Below are 25,091 nucleotides of genomic sequence, written 5' to 3' on the forward strand. Positions count from 1 at the left end.
CCCCGGACGTCGCGGCGCAGCTGCAGCTGATCCTGGACGCGATCCTCAACCCCAAAGGTGGCGGCGCGCCCATGCCCGGAGTGCACTTCGCCCCGAGCGAGGGCGCGGATGCGGATGCGGATGCGGATGCGGGTGCTGGTACTGGTGCTGGTGCTGGTGCGGACTGTGACGATAGGGATCAGTTCAACTCGGATCCGCGGYGTGTGCTCGATGACCGCACCGCGTCGCAGAAGCGTCACGACGCTCTCGCGATGGTGTTCGGGATCGCCGCSCGRCACACGGACATGCCCACCCTCGGTGGAGCGGCACCGGTCCTGGTCGTGAACGTCGACGCGAGTGATCTCGTGGGCGGAATGGGCGGCAACGGTGGGTGGGCGACGGTCGCCGGATCCGGTGCCCACGTCCCCGAAGTGAAGGCATCCACGCGACCGTCGCCGGAGNCACACGGACATGCCCACCCTCGGTGGAGCGGCACCGGTCCTGGTCGTGAACGTCGACGCGAGTGATCTCGTGGGCGGAATGGGCGGCAACGGTGGGTGGGCGACGGTCGTCGGATCCGGTGCCCACGTCCCGGTTTCCGTCGCCGCGCACGTCGGATGCGCGGGGACGATTCAACGGGTGCTAACCGATGAGGGGCGGATCATCGGGATCACGACCACCGACCGGGTGTTCACCGTGCACCAACGCCGGGCGATCATCGCCCGCGACAAAGAATGCCTCATTCCCGGATGCCACGTTCCGGCATCGTGGTGCGAGATCCACCATGTCGTCGAGCATGCCAGGGGTGGTCCGACGCATACCGACAACGGGGTGCCGTTGTGCTGGTGGCACCACCGATCCCTCGGGACCTCGGGGTGGGAGATCCGCATGGACGACGGGGTCCCGCAGGTGCGGGGACCGGGGATGGCGCACACCGAGGCTCAGCGTGGCGCGACTCACACTCCCCGCGCCGCTCACCCGCACCGGATGACGCGGGTGAGCGTCACCGATGCGACCGCAGCAGCGCATCAGCGCATCAGCGCATCAGCGCATCAGCGAATCGCGAGCTCGAAACCGTCCGCCGTCGGAATGACGGCCACCTGGGTGAGGTCATCGACATGGAAGGTCGGCTGATGAGACGTCGCGTGCGCGCCCACGCCGATGACCCGCATCCCCGCAGCATGCGCGGCCTGGATGCCGGCGCCCGAGTCCTCGAACACCACGCAGTCGGCGGGGTCGACGCCGAGCAGCTCCGCACCCAGCAGGAAGCCCTCGGGGTCGGGCTTGGAGGCCGACACGTTCTCGGCCGTGACCGTCAGTGCGGGCACGGTCAGGCCGGCCTGGCCCATCCGCGCGTTCATCAGCGTCACGTCGGCCGAGGTGACGATCGCGTGGGGGTAGGGGAGCAGGGCGGCGAGCAGGGCATCCGCACCCTCGATCGGGATGACGCCATCGACATCCTTGCTCTCGTTCGCGAGCATCACCGCGTTCTCGCGGATGTTGATCTCGTGGTCGCGCTCCGGCAGCATGATCGCCATGCTCTGATGCCCCTGCCGGCCGTGCACGACGCTCAAGACAGTCTCGGGAGCGATTCCGTGGGGCTCGGCCCACGCCAGCCAGAGCCGTTCCACGACAGCCGTCGAATCGACGAGAGTGCCGTCCATGTCGAGCAGGACGGCGCGGGCGCTGATGGTCTCGGTCATCCCCTCAGGCTACTGCCGCAGCATCTGAAGCCCGACCTGACGGCGCTACCCACCGAGGTACGCGCGGTGCAGCAGCTGCGAATCCTCCTTCAACGCCTCGGCGGTGCCCTGGAAGGAGACGCGCCCACCGGCCACCACCACGGCCTCGCGAGCCAGGCTCAGGGCGAGCTGCGTGAACTGCTCCACGAGCAGCACCCCGACGCCCGACTCGGCGATCGACTTCACGATCGGCATGAGCCGCATGAACACGACAGGCGCGAGACCGAGCGACATCTCATCGATCAACAGGATCCGCGGCTTCGCGGCGAAGGCACGTGCCAGCACCACCATCTGCTGCTCGCCACCCGACAGCAGCGCGGTGGGGGAGTCGATGCGCTTCTCGAGCTCAGGGAACTGCGCGAGCGCCGCATCCTGTTCCGCAGGCGTCCGCGCGGTGAGCGAGATGTTCTCGCGCACGGTCAGCGATGGGAACACCGCTCGCCCCTGCTCGATGTGCACGATGCCGCGCCGCGCTCTCGACACCCGGGACAGCTTGTCGAGCGGCTCGCCGTCGAGCATCATCGATCCCGCGGAGTGCGGGGTCACCCCCGACACCGATTCGATCAGACTGGTCTTGCCGGCCCCGTTCGGTCCGACGAGCGCCAGCACCTCGCCTCCGCGCACGGTCAGCGACACATCCGAGATCACCGGCCCCGCGCCCCGGCTGACCGTCACCCCGTCCAGCACCAGTTCGCTCACTTCAGCAGCTCCGTCTCTCCCATGTACGCCTTCACGACCTCCGGGTTCGCGAGCACCTCGGCCTGCGGACCGCTCGCGAGCACTCGACCGAAGTCGAGCACAGTCAGCGTCGGGCACACCGAGCGCACGAGATCGAGGTCGTGCTCGATGATGATCAATGCCACGCCGAACCGGGCCGGCAGCTCGCGCAGACGCGCGGCGAGAGCCAGGTGCTCATCGTGCGACAGGCCGGCCGCGGGCTCGTCGAGGATCAGCAGCCGCGGACGAGAGATCACGTTCGCCGCGACCTCGACGAGTCGCCGGGTGCCGACGTCGACGCTCGACAGGCGCGCACCCGCCGGCGGGCATCCGAAGAACTCGAGAACCTCATCGATGTCGGATGCGGCGAGTCGGCGTCGAGCGACGAACCTCACGTACGCGCCGACTGTGAGCGACGGCGGGACCCTGTCCTGCTGGAAGGTCCTGCGCAGCCCGAGCCGGGCGCGACGCGTCGGAGACAGGCCGGCCAGATCGCGATCTCCGAGCAGTACTCGACCGCCGTGCTTCGGCAGGAACCCGCTGATCGCATCCACGAACGTCGACTTGCCTGCCCCGTTCGGACCGATCAGGCCCATGATCGACGCCGCCGGCACCTGGAACGACACATCGTCCAACGCTGTGAGAGCACCGAACTGCACCGTGAGTCCGTCGACAGTGAGCACCGGTGCACCATCGAGCGCGCGCTCATCGACCGTCGCGGTGGTCGTTGTCGTGATCGCTCGATCCTCGGCATCCGCATCGGGAGGCAACGCGGTCAGCTTCGCCGAGGCGGTCCTGCGATCCGCGCGCTTCCAGATGAGATTGCGGATGCCCTGACCGAGGTTGGTCCCGCTGGTGAGCGCCTGCACGCCCAGCACGCCGAAGACCACGAACGCCCAGTCCTGCGGCACGCCCCAGCGCTTCAGCAGCTCGGGCACGAGCACCCAGAGGATGCCGCCGAGGATCGCCATGTCGATCAGATGGGCCCCCGACATGACGGCGAGGACGTAGAGCGCCAGCGACTGCAACGGGGTGAAGCTCGATGCGAACGGAAGCTGCACCTGGCCGGCGAGGAGTCCTCCGGCGATGCCTCCCAGCGCAGCCGAGACGGCGAACGCGGTGAGCTTGGCGCTCTGCACGCTCTGCCCTGCAGCCGCGGTGCCGCGTTCCGAGAAGGCGACCGCCTTCCAGCTCGAGCCCCACCGTCCGCGCTGCAGGAAGAAGACTCCCAGCGCGCAGAGGGCGAGCACCACGACCGAGAGGAAGAAGAACTCGCGATCGTTCGAGAACAGCGTCGGGCGCTCGACAGCCGTGCCGTCGGCGGACCCGGGGAACTGGATCTGCACGAGGGTGACATCCGCCGCCGCAGCGAAGCCGAGCGTGACGACCGCGAGGTTGACGCCGCGCAGCCGCAGCGCGGGGAGCCCGACGAGGATGCCCACAAGACCGGCGGCAATGCCGCCGAGGAGGAGCCAGACGACGAAGCCGCCCGGCGCCTGCATGACGTTGAGCAGCGAGACGATCCAGGCGCCCACGGCGGCGAACGTGAGCTGGCACAGCGCGATCATGCCGGCGGAGCCCGTGACGATGCCCAGTCCCAGGATCGCGATGGCCGCGACGACTGCGCTGATCGCGAGGAACACGAAGTAGCCCGGAAGCGCCGCGCTCAGAATGGCACCCAGTCCGACCGCCGCGGCGGCGACGGCGAGGGGCCAGGACAGACGGAACCAGGGACGGTCAGCGAGCGGCATCCCACACCTCCTTGCGCTGCGTCCACAGGAGCAGGACGACGATGAACAGGAACGGGAGGAAGTTGCGCACGAGCGCGACCTCGTCGATCTGCGCGACGAGCCCTCCCAGAACGCCCAGTACGACTCCGCCGACGACGGCGAGGTCGAGACGGCGGAAGCCGCCGAGCAGCGCAGCGGCTGCGGCGGGGACGATGAGCATCGCGAGGCTGGTCGCGTCGTTCGACTGCGACGGCGCCACGATCATGATGGCGATCGCGCTGATCACACCGGTCACGAACCACACCGCGATGGAGAGCGGACGGGAACGGATGCCGAGCAGCTCGGCGGTGGTGGGGCGCTCGGAGAGCGCGCGCAGCTGCGTGCCCACTCTCGTCCGGCGCAGCACGATCCGCACCACGACCGCCGTGACGACCGCCATGGCGACGGTGGCGACGGTGACCTGACTGATCACCACGCCCCCGAACGAGAAGGCGGGGCCCGCGATGATCGGGGTGAACGGCTGCGGTTTGTTGCCGAACAGGATGAACGACATCGAGATGAGCAGGAGAAGCGGACCGACGGTCATCGCGGAGCGAGTGGTGGTGGAGGCCTCGGAGAGCCAGGTCGCGGCGATCCACCCGATGGTGGCGGAGAGCGCCCCGCCGACGACGACGCCGAGCACGGAGCCGAGCCAGATCGGCACCCCCAGTTCGCTGACGAACCACACGGCGCTGAAGGCGCCGAACATCCCGGTCGCGGCCTGGGCGAAGTTGACGACCCGCACGAGGCGCGACATCAGGGTCAGGCACACTCCGAGGACCGCATAGAGACCGCCGGCGGCGAGACCGGCGATGGCGCCTTGCAGCATGAGGCGTCCTTTCTGGTGTGAGGGGGAGAGGACCTGCCGCCGAGAATGCGCTCGGCGGCAGGTGAAGGGCGGCTACTCGCCGATGCGGAGCCAGTCGTCGGCGACCTTCTCCCAGGCGTTCGTGCCGGATTCGAGGATGATCGGCCATCCCGCGGTGTTCTGCGTGCCGAAGGCGTAGGGCGTTCCGACCATGGGGTTCTCGATGGGATCCATTCCGCGCAGCGCCTCGGTGACCGTCTCGCGGGTGATGTCGCCGTCCATGCCCTCGAGCACCTCGATGAAGTAGGTCGCGGCGAGGTATCCGCCCTGGCTGAATGAGGTGAGGGGGATGTCGTTGGCCTCCATCAGCTCCCGCCAGTCGGTGTTGATCTCGTCGTCGTCCGTGAACGGGTAGAACTCGGCGGGCACGTAGATGCCGGCCCCGGCGTCATCGATCGCATCCGCGAAGTTCTCGCTGTAGACGCTCGTCAGATAGAGCCAGGTCACGTCGTCCCAACCCTGCGCGTTCGCGGCCTTGACCTGGCCGATCGCGTCGGGCTCGACGGGGTTGATCGCGAGCGCCTTACAGCCCTGTTCGCGGGCCTTCACGATGTAGGGCGTGTAGTCCGAGGCGCCGTACGGCACGGTGTCGTCGACGTACTTCGGCTCCTTGCCCGTGATCTCGGTCCACTTGTCGATCGCCGCCTGGTAGGTGGGTCGGGTGGATCCTGCGATCTCCAGCAGGATGCAGATGTCGTCGAGTCCGAGCACCTCCGAGCCGTACTGCAGCGTGAGGGTCATGTCGTTGAACGGACCGACGTTGGCGGGGGAGATGTTGTCGCTCGCGAAGCAGCCGGTATCGACTCCGATGCCGGGCAGCGAGAGGATCTCCTCCTGCTCGTAGTACTTCGCGTTGATCTCGCACTCGATCAGGCTCGCTGATCCGACCAGCGCGACGGCCCCGTCGCTGCCGACGAGCTCTCGGGCTGACGCGGTGGCTGTGGCCGGGTCGCCCTTGTCGTCGAGGGTCTTGTACTCGATGGTGCGTCCGTCGAGGCCTCCGGCCTCGTTGAAGGCGTCGAACACCGCCGCCGCCGCCTGCGACGCCTCGGGGAACGTCGCCGGACCGCTGATCGTGTTCACGGAGCCGACGACGATCGGGGCGTCGCCGCCACCTCCGCTGCCGTCTCCGCTGGCGCAACCTGCCAGAGTGAGGGCTGCCACGGCGATGAGCGCCGCAGTGCCGGATACTCGCTTGTTCATGTGATTCCTGCCTCTCGTGTGCTTGTCGTGCTGCGGTCAGTCGCGCAGCGCGCGGTTGACCAGTTCGGTGTCGGTGAACTGCTCGAACGCGACGACCCGGTGATCGGCCAGGCGCCAGACATGCGCGACACGTGCCGCGAAGAATCGGCCGGTCGCGCGGTACGTGCCCGAGTAGGTGCCGATGCCGACGACCACGTCCCCGCCGTCGATGACCTCGTCGATCGCGACCGTGTAGTCGTCCCACTCGTCCTGGATGCGCTGGAAGACGCCTGCCGCGACCGCATCCGGCCCGATGTACGTGCCGGCGTACGGGAAACCGGCGGCCTCGGTCCAGCTCACGTCGTCGGCGAGCGGCGCCAGCATGCCGTCGAGGTCGCTGCGGTCGCTGGCCGCGTAATGCGCTGCGATGATGTCGGCGTTGCTCATGGGAGGTCCTCTCCTGGATCTCGTCGCGGGGTCAGACGGGCTGGGCGTCGGGGTAGTCGACGGACCCGAGCGGATAGATGTGACCGCCGCCGCGGGAGTGCTCCGCGGCGCCGTCGCCGGTGAGGCCGAGAAAGATCCCCGTCGTCATGAGCTGGTAGCCGAGGTCGTGCAGCCAGACGCTCGCGACCGCGATGCGGAACTCCCGGAAGCAGAAGAGGTAGAGGCCGTCGGCGAACTTCCAGACGGTCGACAGGTCCATGTCGCCGTGGCCCCGCTGCACGCCCTCGAGGCACTGCCAGGCGTAGCGCCGGCTCGAGATGTAGACGTGCTCGTAGAGGTGGTGCGGGCTGTACCGATAGATGTTGCGCTTGCCGATGAGGTCTCGGCTCGGCCCCGGCACCTCGCCCGTCGCGGGACCGGCATCGGTCGTCGCCGCCCAGAAGTCCTGACCGACCTGCGGTGTGCCCTCGACAGCCTCCGGCGCGATGCGTGATCGCACGACGGTGGCCCGGTGGGTCGAGGTCGAATAGACGACGGTGATCGCTTCGCGTTCACGGCTCTCGATCGGGATGTTCACGAAGATGACGTCGTCACGCACCGCGACGGCGTCGTACGGGTCGGTGCCCGACTCGCCGAGTCCTGACCAGGTGACAGCGACCGCATCGAACGTCAGCGCCAGCGCGGATCCATCGTCGAGCGTGAGCGTCAGCGCGGTGCCCGACAGCGAGGTGTTCGGCAGTCGGAAGGTGTCGATCCCGGCGGCGAACTCGTCGTACGTGCGCCATTCGTCGAGTGCGGGATCGGTCGTGACGGGAGCGGTCATGGGAGTCCTGACGTCGCATGCGGCGGAGCGTCCTCGCTCCGGGCACCGCATCCTCGCGGTGTGCTTGCCTCATGCTCCGGCTCGCCCTGGCATCCGCTCAAGAGAAGCGGCGCCATCGCGCGCCGACAGTCAACCGGCGTGCCCTGCAGAGCAAGGACGGGCCTGGGAATCCGCCGTGGCGTCAGCGGCGCGGCTCCGGGCGGGTGTCAGGATGAGTCATGCGAACAGAACCCCGGGCCGCCCTCTCGCCGGCGGTCAAGGCGGTCGCCTGGACGGCATCCGTCTTCTTCGCTCTCCTGTTCTTCGCCGTCGCGTGGGTCTGGTGCGGGATGTCGTACGAGGAGGAGTTCAGCGAGCAGCCGAAGGCCGTCTCCGCAGGGTCGACGATGGAGGGCTGGGGGTTCACCATCGGCCTCGTGCCCGTGCTGGTGCTCCACGCCCTGATCGCGATCGGCGCCTTCTTCGCCGTCCGGGACGGAGGACGCCGCGGGGGGGCTTCTCAGTGCGATGCTCGCTCTCGCGCTCGTGGCGGCCGTGTCTCTGCCGGGCTTCGTCGCCGTGCAGATGCTGTACGGCGGCACGATGTTCGCGCCGCCGGTCTACGTCCCCTGACGGACGTTCTCCCGCTGCGCTGCGCTCAGTGCGCCGCGCGGTACTCGCTGGGGGAGATGCCGAACGCCGACTTGAACGCGCGGCTGAAGTGCGCCGCATCCACGAAGCCCCATCGGGCCGCGATCGCGGCGACGGGCCGGTCGGCGAGCATCGGGTCGAGCAGATCGCGACGGCACTGCTCGAGGCGGCGGGTGCGGATCCAGGTCGACACCGTCACGCCCTGCTCCTGGAACAGGCCGTGCAGGTGACGGGTCGAGATGAAGTGCGCCGATGCGATGGTCGCGGGTCCGAGATCCGTCGAGGCGAGGTTGCGGTCGATGTACGAGCGGATGCGCTGCACGAGCGCGCGATGAGGGTCGGCCGACACCTCGTCGAGGCCCAGCTCGCGGGTGAACACCGTCGTGACGAGGTCGAGCGCGCTGTGCGCCAGTCGTGCCCCTGTCGTGCCGGCGAGCTGGTCGAGGTTGCCGGCGAGCTGCGTCAGATACGGCACGACCATTCCGCCGAGGCCACCCTGACCCGAGATGCGCACCGCGGTGAGCTGGCCGATCATGTCGGAGGGCAGGCTGATCAGGTGCTTGGGGAACATCACGACCATCGTGCGGAAGTCGTCGTCGAAGACCAGCGAGTACGGGCGGTCGGTGTCGTAGACGGCGAGATCGCCGGCCTGGAGCACGGCCTCCCGGTCGTCCTGGATCAGCATCCCGGTGCCGGCGAGCATGAGGCTCAGCTTGAAGTACGACCGGTCGCTGCGTGCGATGAGCTCGGGTGTCCGCTCGACGACGTGCGAGGTGGCGCGCACCTCGTTGACGTGCACCTCGTCGACCGAGGCGCCGCGGATGATCCCGCGGAAGTGGTCGGGCCCGGCCGTCGACACCTGGAGCGGCACGAAGGACTCCGAGACGGCGGCCCGGAACTCGCTGATGTTGCGCGCGACGAGCGTCGACACCGATTCGGCGGGGGCGGCGAGTGCACCGTTCATGACTGATCACCTCGGGTGGTGGAACGACGACGTTGTATACGATCCGTGCCGTGATGCTATCACCGGCGCGGTCCGGAGGGCGAGGCTTCTATGATGTGGGCGGAGGCCAGTGATGCGATATGTCGGCGAGAGGGTCATGCAGGTCCTGCGTCAGCTGCGCGGACCCGACACAGCGGATGCGGTCTTCGAGGCCACCGCGCTCATAGTCGGGGCGGTGTTCTTCGTGCTCGGCTTCGCCATCGGGTGGCCGGTCTTCTGGGGTCAGGAGATGGCGATCAGCGGCACCGGCTCGATCGGCGCGTTCGCCGCCTACGGCGGCGCGATCACCGCCGTCCTGGCGTTCGCGCTCGGGCGTCTCGTCGTGCGACCGGCGGCGGTCGCGCCGGACGGCGCCCGCGATGGATTCAGCGTCCCCGGGGATCGGCTGCGCTGGTACGACCTGGCCGCCATCGCCTTCGCGCACGCCGCGATCGCGTACCTCGGATGGCTCGGAATCGCCGAACTGCTCGATCGCAGCTTCACCGACGCCCCGGTGTTCGCCTTCCCCGGGGCGATCCTGGTGGCCGTCGCGTTCGCTCTCACCGCCTATGTGACGTTCCTGAGCGCGGTGGCGCTCACGCCGATGGTGCTCTCCCTCGTCCTGGCGGTCTTCCTCGTGGTCGGCGCCTTCGCGGCGATGCTCGCCTCCAGCGATGTGCACTGGTGGCAGGACAACCTGTCGGCGCTGGGGATGAGCAGCAACAGCGCGTCTCTGGCGTTCAACGCGACGTTGATCATCGCCGGGGTCCTGGTGACGACGATCGCCCGCTATGCCACGGCGGGGCTGCCGGTCGACGACCACGTCGATCGTCGCGGACGGCGCGTGGTGCGAGGCGGGCTGATCCTGATCGGGATCTTCCTCGCGTGCGTCGGGATCTTCCCGGTCGACGAGTTCTTCCTCGTGCACAACACCGTCGCCACCGGGATGACCGTCGCGTTCGCCGTGATCGTCGTCGGGCTGCCCTGGTTCGTGCGCACGATCCCACGGGTGTTCGTGGTGCTCGGGTGGATCTACGTGCTCGTGATCGTGCTGCTCGGCGTGTTCTTCGCCGTCGGCTACTACAACCTCACGGCGGTCGAGCTGATCGCGGCGGTGCTGATCTTCAGCTGGATCATCGTGTTCCTCCGGACCGCAGGATCGGTGCACCCCGCCGCATCAGCGCACCCCGCCGGGTCCGTGCACGCGGGGCAGCGGCCCGGTCCGACCCCGGCCTGAGCGTCGGTCCTCAGCGCAGCGGCTGCGTGGCATCCGCCGTGCGCTGCAGCGCATGGACGGTGTGCGCGTGCCGGCGCTGGGCGACGCCGACGAACAGGCAGTCCACCAGTGCGAGCTGCGCGATGCGGCTCACCATCGCGCCCGCGCGGAGGCGAGGCTCACGCGCCCGCGTGAGCAGGGCGTGGTCGCAGTTCTCGGCGAGCGGCGAGGCCGGCCCACCCGTGACGCCGATCGTGGTGCCGGATGCCGCCCGTGCCGTCTGGAGGAAGTGCACGGTCTCGCGGGTCGTTCCCGAGTGGGAGAACCCGATCGCCACGGTCTTCCTCGCTCCGAGCGATGCGGCGGCGCTCGCCTCGTGCGCGTCCGTCAGGACGATCGCCGCATGTCCGATGCGGAGCAGCTTGCGGCCGAGATCCGCAGCCGCCTGTCCGCTCGCGCCGATCCCGAAGAGCAGGACGCGGTCGGCGTCGTCGATCGCCTCGACCGCGGCCGCGAGCTCGTCGTAGTCGAGGTTCGCGACGGTCTCCTCGATGGCCAGCAGCTCGAGTGCGGCGACCTTCGCGGTCGCCTCCCGCAGGGTGTCGGCCGCGGAGATCTCGGATCCGAAACCGGATGCCGCGGGGAACTGCACGGATTCGCGACCGAGCTCTGTGGCCAGCGCCATCCGCAGCGCGGCGTAGCCGTTCACGCCGATGGTGCGGCAGAAGCGGACGACCGAGGCGACCGACGTGTCGCACCTCGCCGCGATCTCGGTGATCGTGCTGTCGACGACGATGGTGGGATCATCGGCGATCGTCCGAGCGATGCGGGCCAGCGACGGCGGCAGCTTCTCGGCGGCCGAGGCGATCGTCGTCTGGATGCTCATGGCTCTCCTGCGTCAGAGGGGGATTTCGGGCGTGTGAACAATTCTTTCATGATCGGATGCTCGTGCGTAGACTATTTCCATGCCCTCTTCGCATGCTCTCGTCGCCGTCGACCTCGGCAAGTCGCGCTGCCGGGCCGTGATCGCCGAATCATCCGGCGTCGACTCTGGCGTCGTCTCTGCCGCCGATGAGCGTCGAGTGCCCCGGTGTCCCGTGTACGACGGGATCGGGGCTCCCGGGCTCGCGGCCGCAGGCGGCGTCGACGCAGCTCTCGCCGCGATTCTGCCGATGAGAGATCATCTCGATGCACAGATCTCCGCGGTCTCCGTGGGTGCGGCCGGAGCCTGGGCCGCCCCCGAGGCCGCATCAGAGCTCGCCGCCGTCCTCGCCGATGCCTTTCACGTGCCCGTCGCGGTGACCTCCGACGTGGTGTCCGCTCATGCCGGATCGCTCGGGGGCGGTGCGGGCGTACTGCTGATCGCCGGAACGGGCGCTGCGGCCCTCGGCATCGACGGCGAGGTGGCGACGCTGGTCGACGGGTGGGGTCCCGAGCTGGGAGACCTCGGCAGCGGATCCTGGTTCGGGCGCGAGGCGCTGCGTGCCGTCCTGCGCGCCTCGGTCGGGCTCGCGGTCGAGACCGTGCTCACCGATGCGGTCGCGGCGACGATCGGCGAGCCCACCGCGGTTCCCGCCTGGATCTCCATGGACGGGCCGGTGCCTCGCCGTCTCGCGACTCTGGCGCCGCTGCTCCTCGATGCGGCGCAGAGCGGCGACGCCGTCTCCGCGGACATCGCCGCCGAGGGCATCCGCCTGCTCGTCGCGTCGGCGATCGCGGCGTCCTCGAGCAGTCGCGAGGTCGCCCTGCACGGAGGGCTCACCGACCACGTCTGGTTCCGCTCGTCGCTCGCCCAGGCGCTCCGCGCCGCTGACCGCACGGTCGTCGTCTCCTCCGGCGATGCCCTCGACGGTGCGCTCCTGCTCGCGGAGCGCACCGATCTTCCCCACGAAAGGTTCGTGCATCGTGCCGAATGAACACGCCAGACTGACCGCGCTCCTCGACGTCCTCTCGACGCTCGGCACCGAGGCGTCGACGACCGATCGCGGCGACCTCGATCTGCTCGACACCGATGAGCTCGTGCGGCGCATGAACGCGGAAGATCATCGTGTGCCGGCGGCCGTCGGCGAGCGGAGTGCGGAGATCGCCGCGGCGGTCGACGGCATCACCGCCCGCTTCCGCGCCGGCGGACGACTCATCTATCTCGGGGCGGGCACCGCAGGCCGCGTCGGAGTTCTCGACGCGAGCGAATGCCCGCCGACCTTCGGCACCGACCCCTCGATGGTGGTGGGGCTGATCGCCGGAGGCGAGACGGCCATCCGGTCGGCGGTCGAGAATGCCGAGGACGACGACGCGGCGGCAGCGGCCTCGCTGCGCGAGCTCGGCCTCACCGAGCGCGACGCCGTCGTCGGGATCTCGGCGTCGGGTCGCACCCCGTACGTCGTCGGCGGTCTGGAGTTCGCTCGGGGAGTCGGCGCGCTCACCGTGGCGATCGCCTCGAATCCGGCATCCGAGATCGGTGCGGTCGCCGAGATCGCGATCGAGGTGGTCACGGGGCCCGAGTTCATCTCGGGATCGACGCGTCTGAAGTCGGGAACAGCCCAGAAGCTCGTCGTGAACATGCTCACCACGCTGTCGATGATCAAGCTCGGCAAGACCTATCACGGCGTGATGGTCGATCTTCAGGCGACGAACGAGAAGCTGCGCGCGCGCTCGATCCGCACCGTGACGGAGCTCACCGGCGCAGAGGTCGACCAGGCTTCCGCCGCCCTGGATGCGGCGGGGGGATCGGTCAAGCTCGCGATCCTGATGGTCGCCACGGGGGCGTCCGCAGAAGCCTCGGCCCACGCGCTCGACAGCGCCGACGGCATCCTCCGTGTCGCGATCGCCGCACTGTCGTGAGGGGTACCTTCGCCGCGTGCTTCCGCCAGGGCGTTCCCGATGACGACGCCGCGTCGACCGCCGAGGCCGACGCCGCGGCTCAATGGGAGCAGGTGCAGCCCTCGCCACCTCCGCAGCATCCGGCGTCCTCGGTGACGTGCGCCTGAGACGACTCAGGAACATCCATCGCGGGGTTCTGATCGAGGAAGCCGTTCGGCTTGAACCAGAATCCGGCATAGTCGACCGGCATGATCGGCCAGTCCTCGGGGCGCGGGAAGTGCGTGAGTCCGAAGGTGTGCCACAGCACGATGTCCTCGCCGTCGAGCGAACGGTCGCCCGCCGAGTACTCCGGCAGGCCGGAGCCTCCCTGGTGCGCGTTCGGATACCGGCCGGCCGGCCAGATCTGCCCGTGTTCATGGCGGGTGGCCCAGAGATGCTTGGTCGCGAACGCCGCACGCGCGGCGACGGATGACGCGGGGTCGGCCATCAGCAGAGCGGTGGGCTCCGGGATCAGGTGATAGGCCGTGGGGCGGCCGACGTGGTTCGTCCGAGTGGTGCTCTGCACCTCCCACGCGCGCGCGACCGAGGTGTCCGCCTCCCGCTGCGCCCCGCCCTCGGAGAGCAACGGAGTCTCCGACCACGTGAAGGCGTTGCCGAACGGGTTGTCCGGCCCCATCGGGATGCGCTGCGCGTCGATCTCGACCAGACGGTTCTCCTCGCCGTCGACGGCGACATCGAGCCGTGCGCAGAACAGGTGCTGGTGCACCGGCGCGAAGACGCCCGGCGCGAGCTCGGTGGCGTGCTTCTGCCGCACCCCCGGTTCGCCGGCGCCGGCGAACACGATCCCGGTGGCCTTGGCGACGACCTCGATCGAGCCGTCGAGGGAGAAGTGCCAGTAGAACCCGTAGTCGTAGTTGCCGATCGTCGAGAAGTACGACACCACGAAGCGGCGCGAGCGGCGCACGTCCGAGCGGCCGGCGAGGTCGGTGTGCTTCCAGAGGATGCCGTAGTCCTCCTCGTGCATGCACACCACGTTCGGGATGCGCACCGGATGGCCGTGGTCATCGGCGACATAGCCGTCGAGGTAGCGGATCACCCCCAGGCAGTCGCAGCCGAGCTCGAGGTGGTTCGCGTTCTTGCCGAGAAGGTACTCGCCGGCGTCGAAGTAGCTGATCCAGAAGCGCCCGGGTGCGGTGTCGCCGTAGGGCACGACCATCTCGGGCACGCTCGCCCGATTGAGCACCGACCGTCCGTCGAACCTGACGTCGTGCAGCACGAGACCCTCGCGAGCGTTGAAGCTCACCCGCATCGACCAGTTCTCCCACTCGACGAGCGAGCCGCTGACGGCGAAGCTGGGGCCTTCCGGCTGCGTGATCTCGATCGGCTTGAGCGAGGTGCGCGCGGCGCCCTGCACCTCGGGGTAGTAGTTTCCGTGGCCCGCCGGCACAGGCACGTCGCCCTCGTCGTCGATGCGGATCACGCTGTTCGTCGTGAGGTCGATGTGCACGACCAGCCCTTCGACGGGATGCGCCCAGGGGGAGTCGTGCTCGTCGTATTTGAGGAAGGTGAGAGAGCGGATGACCCGGCGGCCCACCTCATCGGCGCGGCCGGTGTACCCGGGTGCGAGCGGTCCGCAGAACGCGAGAGCCATGTGCGCGGCGAGCCCTCGGCGCGTCATCGCCGCCTGCCATTCTGGTGACGCCTTCGCGATCGCCTCAGCGCGCTCGTACTCCTCGAAGAGGTACTGGGGCTGGCCGTAGGGTGGCGCATCGTTGGGGACCCGCTCGGCGCGCAGCACCTCGCCGCGGGTGATCGAGACGACGACTTCGCTCGCGACGCCGGTCGCGGTGTCGAGCAGGGTCGCGTCGATGCGGCGATCGATGGGGGCGCCCGGCCTCCATGCGGCGAGTTCCTCCTTGGTGGGCTCATCGGGCAGCAGCATCGGCACGCGGACGGTCTCGCCGAGCAGTCCGGCGGACTCGAGCACGGCTCGGGCCGCCGCGATCTCCTCGCCGGTGAGGGGGTCGAGTGGGTGCGGCGCGGCGATCTTGTCGATGGTGACGGGCTGGGGGTGGGACATCGGCGTACCTCACTATTTCGAGCGTTCGCTCAATAAACGGATTGGGTCGATGGTACGACGGCGCGACGAGGCGCACAAGAGCACATCGTCAGCAGGCCGAGTGAGCGTGCGCGGCTGGCAGGTGGCGCGAGCGTGCGGGGTGTGGCAGTGACTCAGGCGCGCCAGGGCGCGAGGATGCTGTCGAGCACCGCGAGGTGAGCGTCCGCGCCACGGGGCTCGGTGACCTCCAGCACCTGCTGTCCGTAGGTGATCGAACGGAGCAGCGACATCACCGCGTGCTTCGGCGTGGTGGGGGACAGCTCGCCGTCGGCGACCGCTTCGTCGATGGCTTCGCTGATGCCGTTCTGCCAGGTCGCGCGAGTGGGGGAGCCGGCGTCCGGGTCTGAGGCGAGAGTCGCGAGGCGCCCCCAGAATCCGACGACGACATACGCTTCCGTGCGCGTCTCCGCGTCGACGGGGAGGACCTCCCGCATGAGGGCGTCGAGTCTGCTCAGCCCGCGGAGCCCGGTCGTCACCGACCGGATGCGCTCGTCGGTGCGTCGGGTGATCTCCACAGCGGCTGCACGCACGACGTCGTCGAATCCGTCGAAGTAGTGCCAGAGAGAGCCGGTGGCGACACCGAGCTCTTTGGCGACCGCGCGAGACGACACCGCTTCATGTCCGTCGCGAGCGGCGACGGCGAGCAGCGCCTCGGCGATCTGCCGGCGGCGCTCATCGTGGTCTACGACGCGGGGCACATGCCCCATCCTGGTGCATGAGCCATGGGTCTCGCTATTTTGAGCGATTGATCAATATGATGCGTGTGTGGATCACGTCCTCCCCGCAGCACCGTGGCTGATGGCGCTCGCCGCCGTCGTCTCGGCCGTTGCGTGCATCGCCGTCTGGCGGGCTGTGCCGTGGCAGGGGAGGCAGAGCGCCCTGATCATGGCAGCGGCGATGATCGTGATCGCGGTGAGCGGTGGCGATCCGCTGATCGGCCTGGTGGCCGCACTCGTGCTCCTCGTCTCCGCGATGCTCGGCACGGCGGGCGTGCGTGGAACGCCCGCGGCCGCCACCTGCTGTCACCGTGCACTGGTGTCGCTCGTCATGGCGATCTGCTCGTTCGAGAGCCTGTCGACGGGCCAGGCGATGGCGGGGGCGGCCGAGGTCGGGGCCCACGGTGGGCATGGGCTCGGCGGGCTCCTCTCGGCGCTCGTGATCGTCGGCGTCATCGGCGTCGTGCTCTGGACGGTCGTCGCCGAGTGGGTGCTCGTCCCCGTGCATCAGGGGCGTACCGCCCGCCTGCTCGCGGTCGAGTCGTGGGCGATGGCGGCGGGAGTCTCCGTCATGTGCCTCGGGTTCTGACGGCCGGCCAGTCGGATCCGCCACCGAGGCCGGTCGGGGCAGCGCGTGGCCTCTGATTTCAGAACCCTCGCGCCCGGCGCGTACCCTGGAGGCATCCCCCGAAGCTCACCCGGCAATCTCGCGCGCCGACGACCTCGGCGCGCTCACACATGCAAGGACGCAGATGAACGTAACCGCTGCACCCCACGACGACTGGACGGCGAGAGAAGAGCTGGCCGAGCGGATGATCCCGCTCATCGGCGCCCTCAAGCGCGAGCGTGATGTGGTCACCTCCCTCCACGGACACCGACTTCTCGGTCTGTCGGCCACCGGCATCGTCGAGGTGCACGACAGGGTGGCGCAGCTCGGGCATGAGCGACTCGCCGTCGACGAGACTCTGGCCGTGCTCGAGGGCGTCCACGAACTCGCCCCCGGTGCATCCTCGCTCGACCTCGCGCGCCTCGCCGCAGGTCATTCCGACAGCGAGCTGCCCCTCGACGCCTATCTCGCCGAGGCGCTCGCGCCGGCGGTCGGAGCGGTCGCAGCGGCCCCCACCGATGTCGTGCTCTACGGCTTCGGACGCATCGGGCGCCTGCTTGCGCGCATCCTCATCGCGCACACGGGTGGTGGCAGTGGCCTGCGTCTGCGGGCCATCGTCGTGCGCCGCGGTTCGGAGAACGATCTCGTCAAGCGCGCGTCGCTGCTGCTGCGCGACTCGGTGCACGGCCGCTTCGCAGGCTCCGTGACGGTCGATGAGGACGCCGACCAGATCATCGCGAACGGCACCCGCATCCAGGTGATCTATTCGGACGACCCCTCGACGATCGATTACACGGCGTACGACATCCACGACGCGATCGTCGTCGACAACACGGGACGCTGGCGCGACGACGCAGGACTCAGCCGGCACCTGGAATCGACCGGCGTCGCTCGCGTGCTGCTCACGGCACCCGGCAAGGGCGCGCTGAAGAACATCGTGCACGGGATCAACGACGACACGATCGAGGCGGACGACCGCATCATCACCGCCGCCTCCTGCACGACGAACGCCATCACCCCCGTGCTCAAGGCGATCGATGAGGCCTACGGGATCGTGCGCGGGCACGTCGAGACCGTGCACTCGTTCACCAACGACCAGAACCTGATCGACAACTTCCACAGCGGCGATCGTCGCGGCCGCTCGGCCGTGCTCAACATGGTGATCACCGAGACGGGGGCGGCCAAGGCCGTCGCGCGCGCGCTGCCCGAGCTCGAGGGCAAGCTCACCGGCTCTGCGATCCGCGTGCCGACCCCCGACGTCTCGCTGGCCGTGCTGCACCTGGGCCTCGAGCGCCCCGCGGTCAAGGACGAGCTGAACGACTACCTGCGTCGCGTCTCGCTGCACTCGAAGCTGCGTCAGCAGATCGACTACGTCGAGAGCCCCGAGGTCGTCTCGACGGACTTCGTCGGCTCGCATCGCGCGGGCATCGTCGACGGTCTCGCGACCATCGCGAACGACCGCGACGTCGTGCTGTACGTCTGGTACGACAACGAGTACGGCTACTCCTGCCAGGTGATCCGCGTGCTCGAGGTCATGGCGGGCTCGCACCCCATCGTGCTGCCGGAACGTCGCGAGGTGACGTTGCACGGGTGAGTGCGCGATGTCGGTCGTGCCCGGCATGATGAGGGCATGAAGACCGCGACTCTGCGCGCCGAGCGGCTCCGCTCGCATCGTCTCAGCGCTCCGGCGCGCACGGTGACGCATGCCGCGTCGCACATGCTCGCGGTGCAGAGCCAGGACTTCACCGCCGGACGGTGGGTCCTGGCTTCGCGCACCCGTGGCGAGCCGCCGCTCCACGCGGTCGACCGGGCCTTCGCCCGGGGCGACCTGGTGCGCGCGTGGACCATGCGCGGCACGCTGCACATCATCCCGGCGCGTGACCTGCGCTGGGTGCTCTCGGTGACCGCCGCGCGGCAGCGTCAGCAGGCGGCGGGCAGGCGCCGCGATCTCGGGATCGATGCGTCGATGGTCGCCGCGGTCGTGGCGGCGGCGGTGCCGCGTCTGCGCGACGGAGGACTCACGCGGGCCGAGATGTTCGAGGTGTTCGCCGGTATCGGCATCGATCCCGCCGGGCAGCGCGGCATCCATCTGCTGAGCGAGCTCACCCTCGACGGGCTGATCTGCCAGGGTCCGGTCGTCGCGCGCGATGGTGTGAGCCGGGAGCAGCGCTTCGTGCTCGTCGAGCAGCACATCAGCGAGCATGCGGCGCCCGACGATCCGCTCGCCGAGCTCTTCGTGCGCTACATCGACGGGCACGGTCCGGCTGGGGTCGCGGACTTCGCCTGGTGGTCCGGCCTCACGCTGGGGCAGGCGCGCGAGGCGCGGGATCGCGCGGCGGCGCGCGTGGTCGAGGTCGACGAGGGGGTGTTCGTCGGCGTCGCTCGTCCGCGGCGGTCATCGAGTGCCCCGGCGGTGCGGGCGCTCGGAGCCTTCGACGAGTACTACATCTCCTACGCCGACCGCACGGACGTCTGCGCCCCTGAGCATCTCGCTCTCGTCGGACCGGGCAAGAACGGCATGGTGCGGGCGACGCTCGTCGCCGACGGCCGGGTGATCGGATGCTGGACGCACGCGAGCGCCTCGCTCGGGTCTCCGCCGGAGCTCTTCGAGTCAGTGCCGGATTCGCGGCCGGTCGACGACGAGGCGGTGCGGGCGGCCCTCGCTCGGTTCACGCGCTTCCTCGACGGCTGAGTCGCCGAGTCGGCGCGGATCACTCGCTCGCGTGGCGTCCGAGGAAGTTGTAGACCTCGTTGTCATCGACGCCGGGGAACGCGCCACGGGGGAGCGGCGAGAACATGTGGGTGTGCACGCGGGCGCTCGGCCAGGCCTTCCCGTTCCACCGTTCGGTGAGGTCGGCCGAGGGGCGGCGGCAGCACGCCTCATCCGGGCAGGTCGAGACCGCGCGGTCGGCGGTCTCGCGCCCACGCCACCAGCGCGCGTCGTCGAAGGGAACGCCCACCGTGATCGAGAACTCGCCGTCGGTCGAGGCGCCGGTCTGCGTCGAGCACCAGAAGGTGCCGGAGGGTGTGTCGGTGTACTGGTGGTGTTCGTTCGTGCGGTTCTGCTGCGTGAACGCCGCGCGCGCCTGGAACTTCCGGCACACCCGCTGGCCCTCGACAGCGCCCGTGACGTCCATCGGCAGGGGGAGGTCGTCGTTCTCGTAGACCCTCGTGATCGCACCGGTGGCGTCGACACGGAGGAAGTGCAGTGACATGCCCAGGTGCTGGGTGAGGAGGTTCGTCATGCGCATCCCGGCCGCTTCGTGGGTCACGCCGAATGCGTCGCGGAAGTCTTCGACCGCGAGGTTGCGATCCTTCTTCGCCTGCTGCAGGAAGGCGACGGACGCCGTCTCGGGCATCAGGCACGCGGCGGCGAAGTAGTTGATCTCGAGCCGCTGCTGCAGGAAGTCGGCGTAGTCGGTGGGCGGGGTGTGTCCGAGCAGTCGGTGCGCCATCGCCTGCAGCGCCATGGACCGCAGGCCGTGACCCCCGGGGATCGATGCGGGCGGCAGGTAGATGCGCCCGTTCTCGAGGTCGGTGACCGAGCGGGTCGAGTGCGGCAGATCGTTGACGTAGATCAGTTCGAAGCCGAGCTTGTCGGCCATGATGCTCACGGTGCGGTGCGTCAGCGCGCCCTGCACGTGCCCGGCGGACCGCAGCTGCTTCTCAGCGAGTCTCTCGATGTCCGCGAGGTAGTTGTTCTGCTCGCGCATCCGCAGACGCAGCTCGGTGTTCGCTCGTCTGGCTTCTTCGGGCGTGGCGATCGCCTCTCGTTCGCGTCGCTGGAGTTCGCGATGAAGGCCCAGAAGCGACTCGATCGTCTCGTCGCTCATCCCCTTCGTGACGCGCACGGGGGCGATGCCGAGCTGCCGGAACACCGGGCTCTCCTGGGCGCGTTCGAGTTCGATCTCGAGAGCGGCGCGACGGTTCGGCGGCTCGCCCGAGATGAGGTCGGTGACCTCGGTGCCCGTCGCCAGCGCGATGGCCTGCAGCAGCGAGAGCTTCGGTTCGCGCTTGCCGTTCTCGATCAGGCTCAGCTGCGAACCGGCGACGCCGACGAGTGCGCCCAGCTCATCGAGCGTGAAGCCCTTCTCGAGGCGGTGGTGCCTGATGCGGTGGCCGAGAGTCGCGAGGTGGATGCCGGAAGGAGCCATTCCTTGATACTAGCGAAAGAAGCGCGATTCTTATCGCCCGGAATGGCAGAAAGTCGTGCACGAACCGGAAGAAGATGGAACAAACGCCCCTCACTTCAAAGGAGTAGTCATGGCGATCGCCGAAGTCTTCACCCCCCGAGCATCATCTGTCGCACCTGTGCGCACCTTCGGGACGGCTCCGACGTATGACACCCCTGCGATGGCAGAGCTCGCCGCCTGGGTCGATGAGATCGCGGCGCTCACGCAGCCGGCCTCGATCCACTGGGTCGACGGCTCGCGTGCCGAGAACGACTGGCTGCTGCGCGGGCTCGTCGACGAGGGCAAGCTGATCAAGCTGAACCCCGAGTGGCGTCCCGGCTCGTACCTCGCCCGCTCGCACCCCAGCGACGTCGCACGCACGGAGGGCCGTACCTACATCTCGTCCGAGAGCGAAGAGGATGCCGGCCCGACCAACAACTGGGCTCCTCCTGCGCAGATGCGCGAGAAGATGACCGAGATCTTCGAGGGATCCATGCGAGGCCGCACGATGTTCGTCGTGCCCTTCTCGATGGGGCCCGTCGGGGGACCGCTCTCGCACATCGGCGTCCAGGTCACCGACAGCGCCTACGCCGTCGCGTCGATCGGCATCATGACGCGCGTCGGCGATGCGGTCACCCGCCAGATCGCCGACGGCGCTCCGTGGGTCAAGACCGTGCACTCGGTCGGCTCGCCGCTCGCTGCGGGAGAGCCCGACGTCGAGTGGCCCTGCAACGACGACAAGTACATCGTGCACTTCCCCGAGACGCTCGAGGTCTACTCCTTCGGCTCGGGCTACGGCGGCAACGCGATCCTCGCGAAGAAGTGCTTCGCCCTGCGCATCGCCTCGGTCATCGCCCGCGACGAGGGCTGGCTCGCCGAGCACATGCTGCTCATCCGGGTGATCGATCCCACGGGCAAGGCGTACCACGTGGCTGCGGCGTTCCCCTCCGCGTGCGGCAAGACGAACCTCGCGATGCTGCGCCCGACCATCCCGGGATGGCGCGTCGAGACGCTCGGCGACGACATCGCGTGGATCCGCCCCGGTGAAGACGGCCGCCTCTGGGCGATCAACCCGGAAGCCGGATTCTTCGGCGTCGCGCCGGGCACGGGCGAGTCGACGAACGTCACGGCGGTCGAGACCCTCTGGGGCAACACGATCTTCACGAACGTCGCGCTCCGGCCCGACGGAGACGTCTGGTGGGAGGGGCTGACCGATCAGGCGCCCGCCCACCTCACGGACTGGGAGGGCAACGACTGGACGCCGGACTCCGGCCGCCCCGCCGCGCACCCGAACTCGCGCTTCACGGTCTCGGCCGCGCAGTGCCCGCAGATCTCGGAGGACTGGGAGGAGGCGGTGCCGCTCGACGTGATCCTCTTCGGCGGACGTCGGGCGACCAATGTGCCGCTCGTCGTCGAGGCCACCGACTGGACCCACGGCGTGTTCCTCGGCTCCAACATCTCGTCCGAGCGCACCGCGGCCGCCGAGGGCAAGGTCGGCGAGCTGCGTCGCGATCCGTTCGCCATGCTCCCGTTCTGCGGCTACAACATGGCCGACTACTTCGGTCACTGGCTGAAGGTCGGCCGTGGTCTCCGGTTCGACCGCGCACCGCGCATCTTCCAGGTGAACTGGTTCCGTCGTGGCGCGGACGGCCGCTTCCTGTGGCCCGGATTCGGCGACAACTCGCGAGTCGTCGACTGGATCATCCGTCGCGTCTCCGGCGAGGTCTCGACGGTCGACAGCCCGATCGGTCGCCTGCCGCTGATCGAGGACCTCAATCTCGACGGCATCGACGTGCCCGAGGCCGACCTCGAGGAGCTCTTCTCGATCGACACCGACGCCTGGAAGACCGAGGCCGACCTCACCGAGGAGTTCTACGACACCTTCGGCGACAAGGTCCCCGCCGCCCTCCGGGCCGAGCTCGCCTCGCTGCGCTACCGCCTCGACAAGGCGTGACAGAGCGGGCGCCGGTTCGGGGGAGCCGGCGCTCCACGGCCCCCGTGGCCCCAGACCCGCGAAGGCGGGACGTCAGAGACGAACCCATGGCTGAGTGGTCTCCGGCATCCCGCCTTCGCGTACTTCTCCCGCGCTGACCGCGTGCGCCCCTGCCGCGACGCTCAGGCGAGCAGCTGGTGCCGAGCCAGGTCGCGATAGAGCGGCGTCGACTCGATCAGCTCGGCGTGAGTGCCCTGACCGACCACTGCGCCGTCCTGCAGCACGACGATGAGATCGCTGTCGACGACGGTCGACAGTCGATGAGCGATCACGATGAGGGTGCGATCGGTCGAGACCGCGTCGATGGCCTCGCGCATGCGCTGCTCGTTCACGCCGTCGAGCGACGAGGTCGACTCGTCGAGCAGCAGGATCGGTGCGTCGGTGAGCAGCGCGCGAGCGATCGCGAGACGCTGGCGTTCTCCTCCCGAGAGCATCACGCCGTCTTCGCCGACGGGGGCATCGAGACGCAGCGGATCGCGATCGAGCACGTCGCCCAGGTTCACCGCGCGCAGCACCTGTTCGCAGGCCGCATCCGAGGCATCCGGCGAGGCGAGACGCAGGTTGTCGCCGAGCGTGCCGGCGAGAGTGGGGGCGTCCTGCTCGACGTAGCCGAACTGCGCGCGCAGCTCGTCGCGCGGGTAGGTGCGCGAGTCGTGGCCGTAGAGGCGGATCGAACCGCCTGTCGGGTCGTAGAAGCGCTCCACGAGCGAGAGGATCGTGCTCTTGCCGGCACCGCTGGGCCCAACGAGCGCGACGCGCGCACCTCGGGGCACCGCGAACGAGACGCCGCGCAGCACCTCGCGCTCCGCCACGGCGGCCGAGTCGTCGGTCGGTTCGAGGTGCGCGTCGGCCAGAAGCGTCTGCGCCTCCTTCGCGGCGGCGAGGCGAGCGGCGACCACGTTCTCGGGATAGCGGAAGCGCACGTCACGGAACTCGATCGCCGGAGCGAGGGGGTCTGCCGCATCGCGGGGGACGGATGCGGCGATCTCGGCGTCGTGCTGGGTCTCCGTCGGCAGGTTCAGCACCTCCTGGATGCGGCCGAGGGCGCCGAGTGCCTGGTTCACCGAGGTGATCGCCCCGAAGGTGGTGGCGAGCGGCATCACGAGCATGAACAGGAACAGGATGAACGTGATCAGCGAGGCGATCGTGATCGTGCCGGCCGCGACCCGGAAGCCGCCGACTCCCAGCACCACCAGGAGCGACACCTGCAGTGCGACTCCGGCGATGGGGACCACGAGCGACGAGATCTTGGCGATCCGCACCCCGATGCCGTAGGCCTCCGAGGCGAGCGCCGACACGGTCTCGGTCTCGCGCTCGGTGGCTCCCGAGGCGCGCACGGTGCGGATCGAGCCGACGGCGCGCTCGACCCCGGAGGCGAGTTCGCCGACCTTCTCCTGCTGAGCGGTGGACGCGGTGCGGATGCGGCCGCTGAGCGCCGTGACGACGACGACCGAGGCTCCGATCACGACGACGATGAGCAGCAGCAGGACCGGGTCGATCACGAGCATGGCGATCAGCGCGCCGAGGAAGAGGATCGCGCTGCCGACGGCATCCGCCAGTCCCTGGGTGAGCACGGCGTAGAGCAGTGTCGTGTCGGTGCCCACGCGCGAGACGAGGTCTCCGGTCCGGCGGGCGTCGAACTCGCTGATGGGCAGGTGAAGGATGCGCGAGATCAGCTTGCGACGGCTCGAGTACACGACCGCGGTGCCGGTGCGCTGCAGCAGATAGTGCTGGTAGCCGGAGATGATCGACGACACGATCACGAGACCGACGAGGACCCACACCAGGATCCCGAGGCCCTGATCGGACTGCACGGCTTCGATGAGCTGCCCGACCAGCAGCGGTTGCGCGAGCGAGGTGGCCGCCCCGAAGACGCTGAGCACAGCGACGACGATGAGCGTGCGCCTGTGCTCGAAGAGGAAGGGGAGGAGCTGGCGGAAAGTGGCGCGCGGGCCGTCGTAGTGCGCGCCGCGTCCGCGTCGGCGTGATGTCGCCGTGCTGGACATGCGGGACCTCGTTCTGAAAGGGGGTAGTTCGACCGTACTTCGTGTGCGGGCGGATCCTGTGGATGGGCTGTATGAGTGTCAGTGCCTGCCGAAACGGCGGTGCGCCGCCTGCTTCGAGACGCCGAGGGAGCTCGCGATCGCCTGCCAGGAATAGCCGAGATTGCGCGCCCGTCGCACCTGTGTCTCCTCGGCCCTGGCCAGCTCGCTGCGCAGAGCGGCGAGGCGGTGGAGCTCCGAGAGCGGCTCGCCGGCGTCATCCTGTGCGATGGCGGTCTTCATGGTCATGGGGAACCTCCTGCGTCA

22 protein-coding genes and 1 pseudogene are annotated in these 25,091 nt (G+C 69.2%); 8 read left to right on the forward strand and 15 right to left on the reverse strand.

Going from position 1 to position 25,091, the window contains the following annotated elements; all coding sequences use genetic code 11:
• Nucleotides 1-440 (forward strand): annotated as a pseudogene (locus tag ASE34_RS06135) (hypothetical protein); the annotation flags it as partial.
• Between the two features lie 591 nt (nt 441-1,031).
• Here ASE34_RS06135 and ASE34_RS06140 read toward each other — a convergent pair.
• The 9 genes from ASE34_RS06140 to ASE34_RS06180 all read right to left on the reverse strand — a co-directional run bounded on the left by ASE34_RS06140 (nt 1,032) and on the right by ASE34_RS06180 (nt 9,121).
• Nucleotides 1,032-1,682 carry an HAD-IA family hydrolase gene (locus tag ASE34_RS06140; protein WP_053095452.1) on the reverse strand — a complete coding sequence of 217 codons (651 nt, stop codon included), beginning with the start codon at nt 1,680-1,682 and terminating at the stop codon, nt 1,032-1,034.
• A 45-nt stretch (nt 1,683-1,727) separates the two neighbouring features.
• Nucleotides 1,728-2,420, reverse strand: coding sequence for an ABC transporter ATP-binding protein (locus ASE34_RS06145; protein WP_056277784.1), 693 nt, complete (start codon nt 2,418-2,420; stop codon nt 1,728-1,730).
• On the reverse strand, nt 2,417-4,189 hold the full coding sequence (locus ASE34_RS06150; RefSeq protein ID WP_056277789.1) for an ABC transporter permease subunit: 1,773 nt from the start codon (nt 4,187-4,189) through the stop codon (nt 2,417-2,419). The genes ASE34_RS06145 and ASE34_RS06150 overlap by 4 nt, the downstream gene beginning before the upstream one ends.
• Entirely contained in the window at nt 4,176-5,036 is an 861-nt protein-coding gene (locus tag ASE34_RS06155; RefSeq protein ID WP_053095455.1) for an ABC transporter permease subunit, read from the reverse strand. The genes ASE34_RS06150 and ASE34_RS06155 overlap by 14 nt, the downstream gene beginning before the upstream one ends.
• 72 nt (nt 5,037-5,108) lie before the next feature.
• A complete protein-coding gene (locus tag ASE34_RS06160; protein WP_056277792.1) occupies nt 5,109-6,278 on the reverse strand; it encodes an ABC transporter substrate-binding protein in 1,170 nt (389 codons plus the stop codon).
• A 36-nt stretch (nt 6,279-6,314) separates the two neighbouring features.
• On the reverse strand, nt 6,315-6,704 hold the full coding sequence (locus ASE34_RS06165; RefSeq protein ID WP_056277795.1) for a nuclear transport factor 2 family protein: 390 nt from the start codon (nt 6,702-6,704) through the stop codon (nt 6,315-6,317).
• 31 nt (nt 6,705-6,735) lie between these two features.
• Entirely contained in the window at nt 6,736-7,527 is a 792-nt protein-coding gene (locus ASE34_RS06170) for a MoaF C-terminal domain-containing protein (protein WP_056277798.1), read from the reverse strand.
• A gap of 181 nt (nt 7,528-7,708) precedes the next feature.
• Complete coding sequence (locus ASE34_RS06175; protein ID WP_056277801.1) at nt 7,709-7,936, reverse strand: hypothetical protein; 228 nt, start codon at nt 7,934-7,936, stop codon at nt 7,709-7,711.
• A 228-nt stretch (nt 7,937-8,164) separates the two neighbouring features.
• Nucleotides 8,165-9,121 (reverse strand): helix-turn-helix domain-containing protein, encoded by a 957-nt coding sequence (locus ASE34_RS06180; RefSeq protein WP_053095460.1) that lies wholly within the window; start codon nt 9,119-9,121, stop codon nt 8,165-8,167.
• 112 nt (nt 9,122-9,233) lie between these two features.
• Here ASE34_RS06180 and ASE34_RS06185 point away from each other — a divergent pair, with 112 nt between their 5' ends.
• Nucleotides 9,234-10,376, forward strand: coding sequence for a DUF998 domain-containing protein (locus tag ASE34_RS06185; protein WP_056277805.1), 1,143 nt, complete (start codon nt 9,234-9,236; stop codon nt 10,374-10,376).
• A 10-nt stretch (nt 10,377-10,386) separates the two neighbouring features.
• On the opposite strand, the gene ASE34_RS06190 is transcribed toward ASE34_RS06185, so the two are convergent.
• The gene (locus ASE34_RS06190; RefSeq protein ID WP_056277809.1) at nt 10,387-11,241 is read right to left on the reverse strand and encodes a MurR/RpiR family transcriptional regulator; all 855 of its coding nucleotides are present in this window, start codon (nt 11,239-11,241) and stop codon (nt 10,387-10,389) included.
• A gap of 79 nt (nt 11,242-11,320) precedes the next feature.
• On the opposite strand from ASE34_RS06190, the gene ASE34_RS06195 reads away from it, so the two are divergent.
• Both ASE34_RS06195 and murQ read left to right on the forward strand, forming a co-directional pair.
• The gene (locus ASE34_RS06195; RefSeq protein WP_056277812.1) at nt 11,321-12,271 is read left to right on the forward strand and encodes an N-acetylglucosamine kinase; all 951 of its coding nucleotides are present in this window, start codon (nt 11,321-11,323) and stop codon (nt 12,269-12,271) included.
• On the forward strand, nt 12,261-13,196 hold the full coding sequence (gene murQ, locus ASE34_RS06200; protein ID WP_056277815.1) for an N-acetylmuramic acid 6-phosphate etherase: 936 nt from the start codon (nt 12,261-12,263) through the stop codon (nt 13,194-13,196). The genes ASE34_RS06195 and murQ overlap by 11 nt, the downstream gene beginning before the upstream one ends.
• Nucleotides 13,197-13,275: 79 nt before the next feature.
• Here the strand turns inward: murQ and ASE34_RS06205 are convergent, their stop codons facing one another.
• Nucleotides 13,276-15,255, reverse strand: coding sequence for a primary-amine oxidase (locus tag ASE34_RS06205; protein ID WP_056277818.1), 1,980 nt, complete (start codon nt 15,253-15,255; stop codon nt 13,276-13,278).
• A gap of 152 nt (nt 15,256-15,407) precedes the next feature.
• Entirely contained in the window at nt 15,408-15,992 is a 585-nt protein-coding gene (locus ASE34_RS06210; RefSeq protein WP_053095466.1) for a TetR/AcrR family transcriptional regulator, read from the reverse strand.
• A 67-nt stretch (nt 15,993-16,059) separates the two neighbouring features.
• Between ASE34_RS06210 and ASE34_RS06215 the strand changes: the two genes are divergently transcribed.
• The 3 genes from ASE34_RS06215 to ASE34_RS06225 all read left to right on the forward strand — a co-directional run bounded on the left by ASE34_RS06215 (nt 16,060) and on the right by ASE34_RS06225 (nt 19,309).
• The gene (locus ASE34_RS06215) at nt 16,060-16,599 is read left to right on the forward strand and encodes a hypothetical protein (protein WP_056277822.1); all 540 of its coding nucleotides are present in this window, start codon (nt 16,060-16,062) and stop codon (nt 16,597-16,599) included.
• Nucleotides 16,600-16,762: 163 nt separating this feature from the next.
• Nucleotides 16,763-18,211: a glyceraldehyde-3-phosphate dehydrogenase gene (locus ASE34_RS06220; RefSeq protein ID WP_056277826.1), complete on the forward strand. Its 1,449-nt coding sequence runs from the start codon at nt 16,763-16,765 to the stop codon at nt 18,209-18,211.
• Nucleotides 18,212-18,247: 36 nt separating this feature from the next.
• On the forward strand, nt 18,248-19,309 hold the full coding sequence (locus ASE34_RS06225) for a winged helix DNA-binding domain-containing protein (protein ID WP_056277829.1): 1,062 nt from the start codon (nt 18,248-18,250) through the stop codon (nt 19,307-19,309).
• 19 nt (nt 19,310-19,328) lie between these two features.
• Here ASE34_RS06225 and ASE34_RS06230 read toward each other — a convergent pair whose 3' ends face one another.
• On the reverse strand, nt 19,329-20,771 hold the full coding sequence (locus tag ASE34_RS06230; RefSeq protein WP_056277833.1) for an XRE family transcriptional regulator: 1,443 nt from the start codon (nt 20,769-20,771) through the stop codon (nt 19,329-19,331).
• A 109-nt stretch (nt 20,772-20,880) separates the two neighbouring features.
• Here ASE34_RS06230 and ASE34_RS06235 point away from each other — a divergent pair, with 109 nt between their 5' ends.
• Nucleotides 20,881-22,743 (forward strand): phosphoenolpyruvate carboxykinase (GTP), encoded by a 1,863-nt coding sequence (locus ASE34_RS06235; RefSeq protein ID WP_056277836.1) that lies wholly within the window; start codon nt 20,881-20,883, stop codon nt 22,741-22,743.
• A 161-nt stretch (nt 22,744-22,904) separates the two neighbouring features.
• On the opposite strand, the gene ASE34_RS06240 is transcribed toward ASE34_RS06235, so the two are convergent.
• Both ASE34_RS06240 and ASE34_RS06245 read right to left on the reverse strand, forming a co-directional pair.
• Nucleotides 22,905-24,788: an ABC transporter ATP-binding protein gene (locus ASE34_RS06240; protein WP_056277840.1), complete on the reverse strand. Its 1,884-nt coding sequence runs from the start codon at nt 24,786-24,788 to the stop codon at nt 22,905-22,907.
• 78 nt (nt 24,789-24,866) lie between these two features.
• Complete coding sequence (locus ASE34_RS06245; protein ID WP_053095473.1) at nt 24,867-25,073, reverse strand: hypothetical protein; 207 nt, start codon at nt 25,071-25,073, stop codon at nt 24,867-24,869.
• Nucleotides 25,074-25,091: the final 18 nt, after the last annotated feature.

Source organism: Microbacterium sp. Root280D1 (assembly GCF_001428975.1).
GTDB lineage: Bacteria > Actinomycetota > Actinomycetes > Actinomycetales > Microbacteriaceae > Microbacterium.

Excerpts from the sequence above, each read along its gene's own strand:
- ASE34_RS06140 (WP_053095452.1), bottom strand. The coding sequence starts at position 1,682 with ATGACCGAGACCATCAGCGCCCGCGCCGTCCTGCTCGACATGGACGGC.
- ASE34_RS06150 (WP_056277789.1), bottom strand. The coding sequence starts at position 4,189 with ATGCCGCTCGCTGACCGTCCCTGGTTCCGTCTGTCCTGGCCCCTCGCC.
- ASE34_RS06155 (WP_053095455.1), bottom strand. The coding sequence starts at position 5,036 with ATGCTGCAAGGCGCCATCGCCGGTCTCGCCGCCGGCGGTCTCTATGCG.
- ASE34_RS06160 (WP_056277792.1), bottom strand. The coding sequence starts at position 6,278 with ATGAACAAGCGAGTATCCGGCACTGCGGCGCTCATCGCCGTGGCAGCC.
- ASE34_RS06165 (WP_056277795.1), bottom strand. The coding sequence starts at position 6,704 with ATGAGCAACGCCGACATCATCGCAGCGCATTACGCGGCCAGCGACCGC.
- ASE34_RS06170 (WP_056277798.1), bottom strand. The coding sequence starts at position 7,527 with ATGACCGCTCCCGTCACGACCGATCCCGCACTCGACGAATGGCGCACG.
- ASE34_RS06175 (WP_056277801.1), bottom strand. The coding sequence starts at position 7,936 with ATGGTGAACCCCCAGCCCTCCATCGTCGACCCTGCGGAGACGGCCTTC.
- ASE34_RS06180 (WP_053095460.1), bottom strand. The coding sequence starts at position 9,121 with ATGAACGGTGCACTCGCCGCCCCCGCCGAATCGGTGTCGACGCTCGTC.
- ASE34_RS06185 (WP_056277805.1), top strand. The coding sequence starts at position 9,234 with ATGCGATATGTCGGCGAGAGGGTCATGCAGGTCCTGCGTCAGCTGCGC.
- ASE34_RS06190 (WP_056277809.1), bottom strand. The coding sequence starts at position 11,241 with ATGAGCATCCAGACGACGATCGCCTCGGCCGCCGAGAAGCTGCCGCCG.
- ASE34_RS06195 (WP_056277812.1), top strand. The coding sequence starts at position 11,321 with ATGCCCTCTTCGCATGCTCTCGTCGCCGTCGACCTCGGCAAGTCGCGC.
- ASE34_RS06205 (WP_056277818.1), bottom strand. The coding sequence starts at position 15,255 with ATGTCCCACCCCCAGCCCGTCACCATCGACAAGATCGCCGCGCCGCAC.
- ASE34_RS06220 (WP_056277826.1), top strand. The coding sequence starts at position 16,763 with ATGAACGTAACCGCTGCACCCCACGACGACTGGACGGCGAGAGAAGAG.
- ASE34_RS06225 (WP_056277829.1), top strand. The coding sequence starts at position 18,248 with ATGAAGACCGCGACTCTGCGCGCCGAGCGGCTCCGCTCGCATCGTCTC.
- ASE34_RS06230 (WP_056277833.1), bottom strand. The coding sequence starts at position 20,771 with ATGGCTCCTTCCGGCATCCACCTCGCGACTCTCGGCCACCGCATCAGG.
- ASE34_RS06235 (WP_056277836.1), top strand. The coding sequence starts at position 20,881 with ATGGCGATCGCCGAAGTCTTCACCCCCCGAGCATCATCTGTCGCACCT.
- ASE34_RS06240 (WP_056277840.1), bottom strand. The coding sequence starts at position 24,788 with ATGTCCAGCACGGCGACATCACGCCGACGCGGACGCGGCGCGCACTAC.
- ASE34_RS06245 (WP_053095473.1), bottom strand. The coding sequence starts at position 25,073 with ATGACCATGAAGACCGCCATCGCACAGGATGACGCCGGCGAGCCGCTC.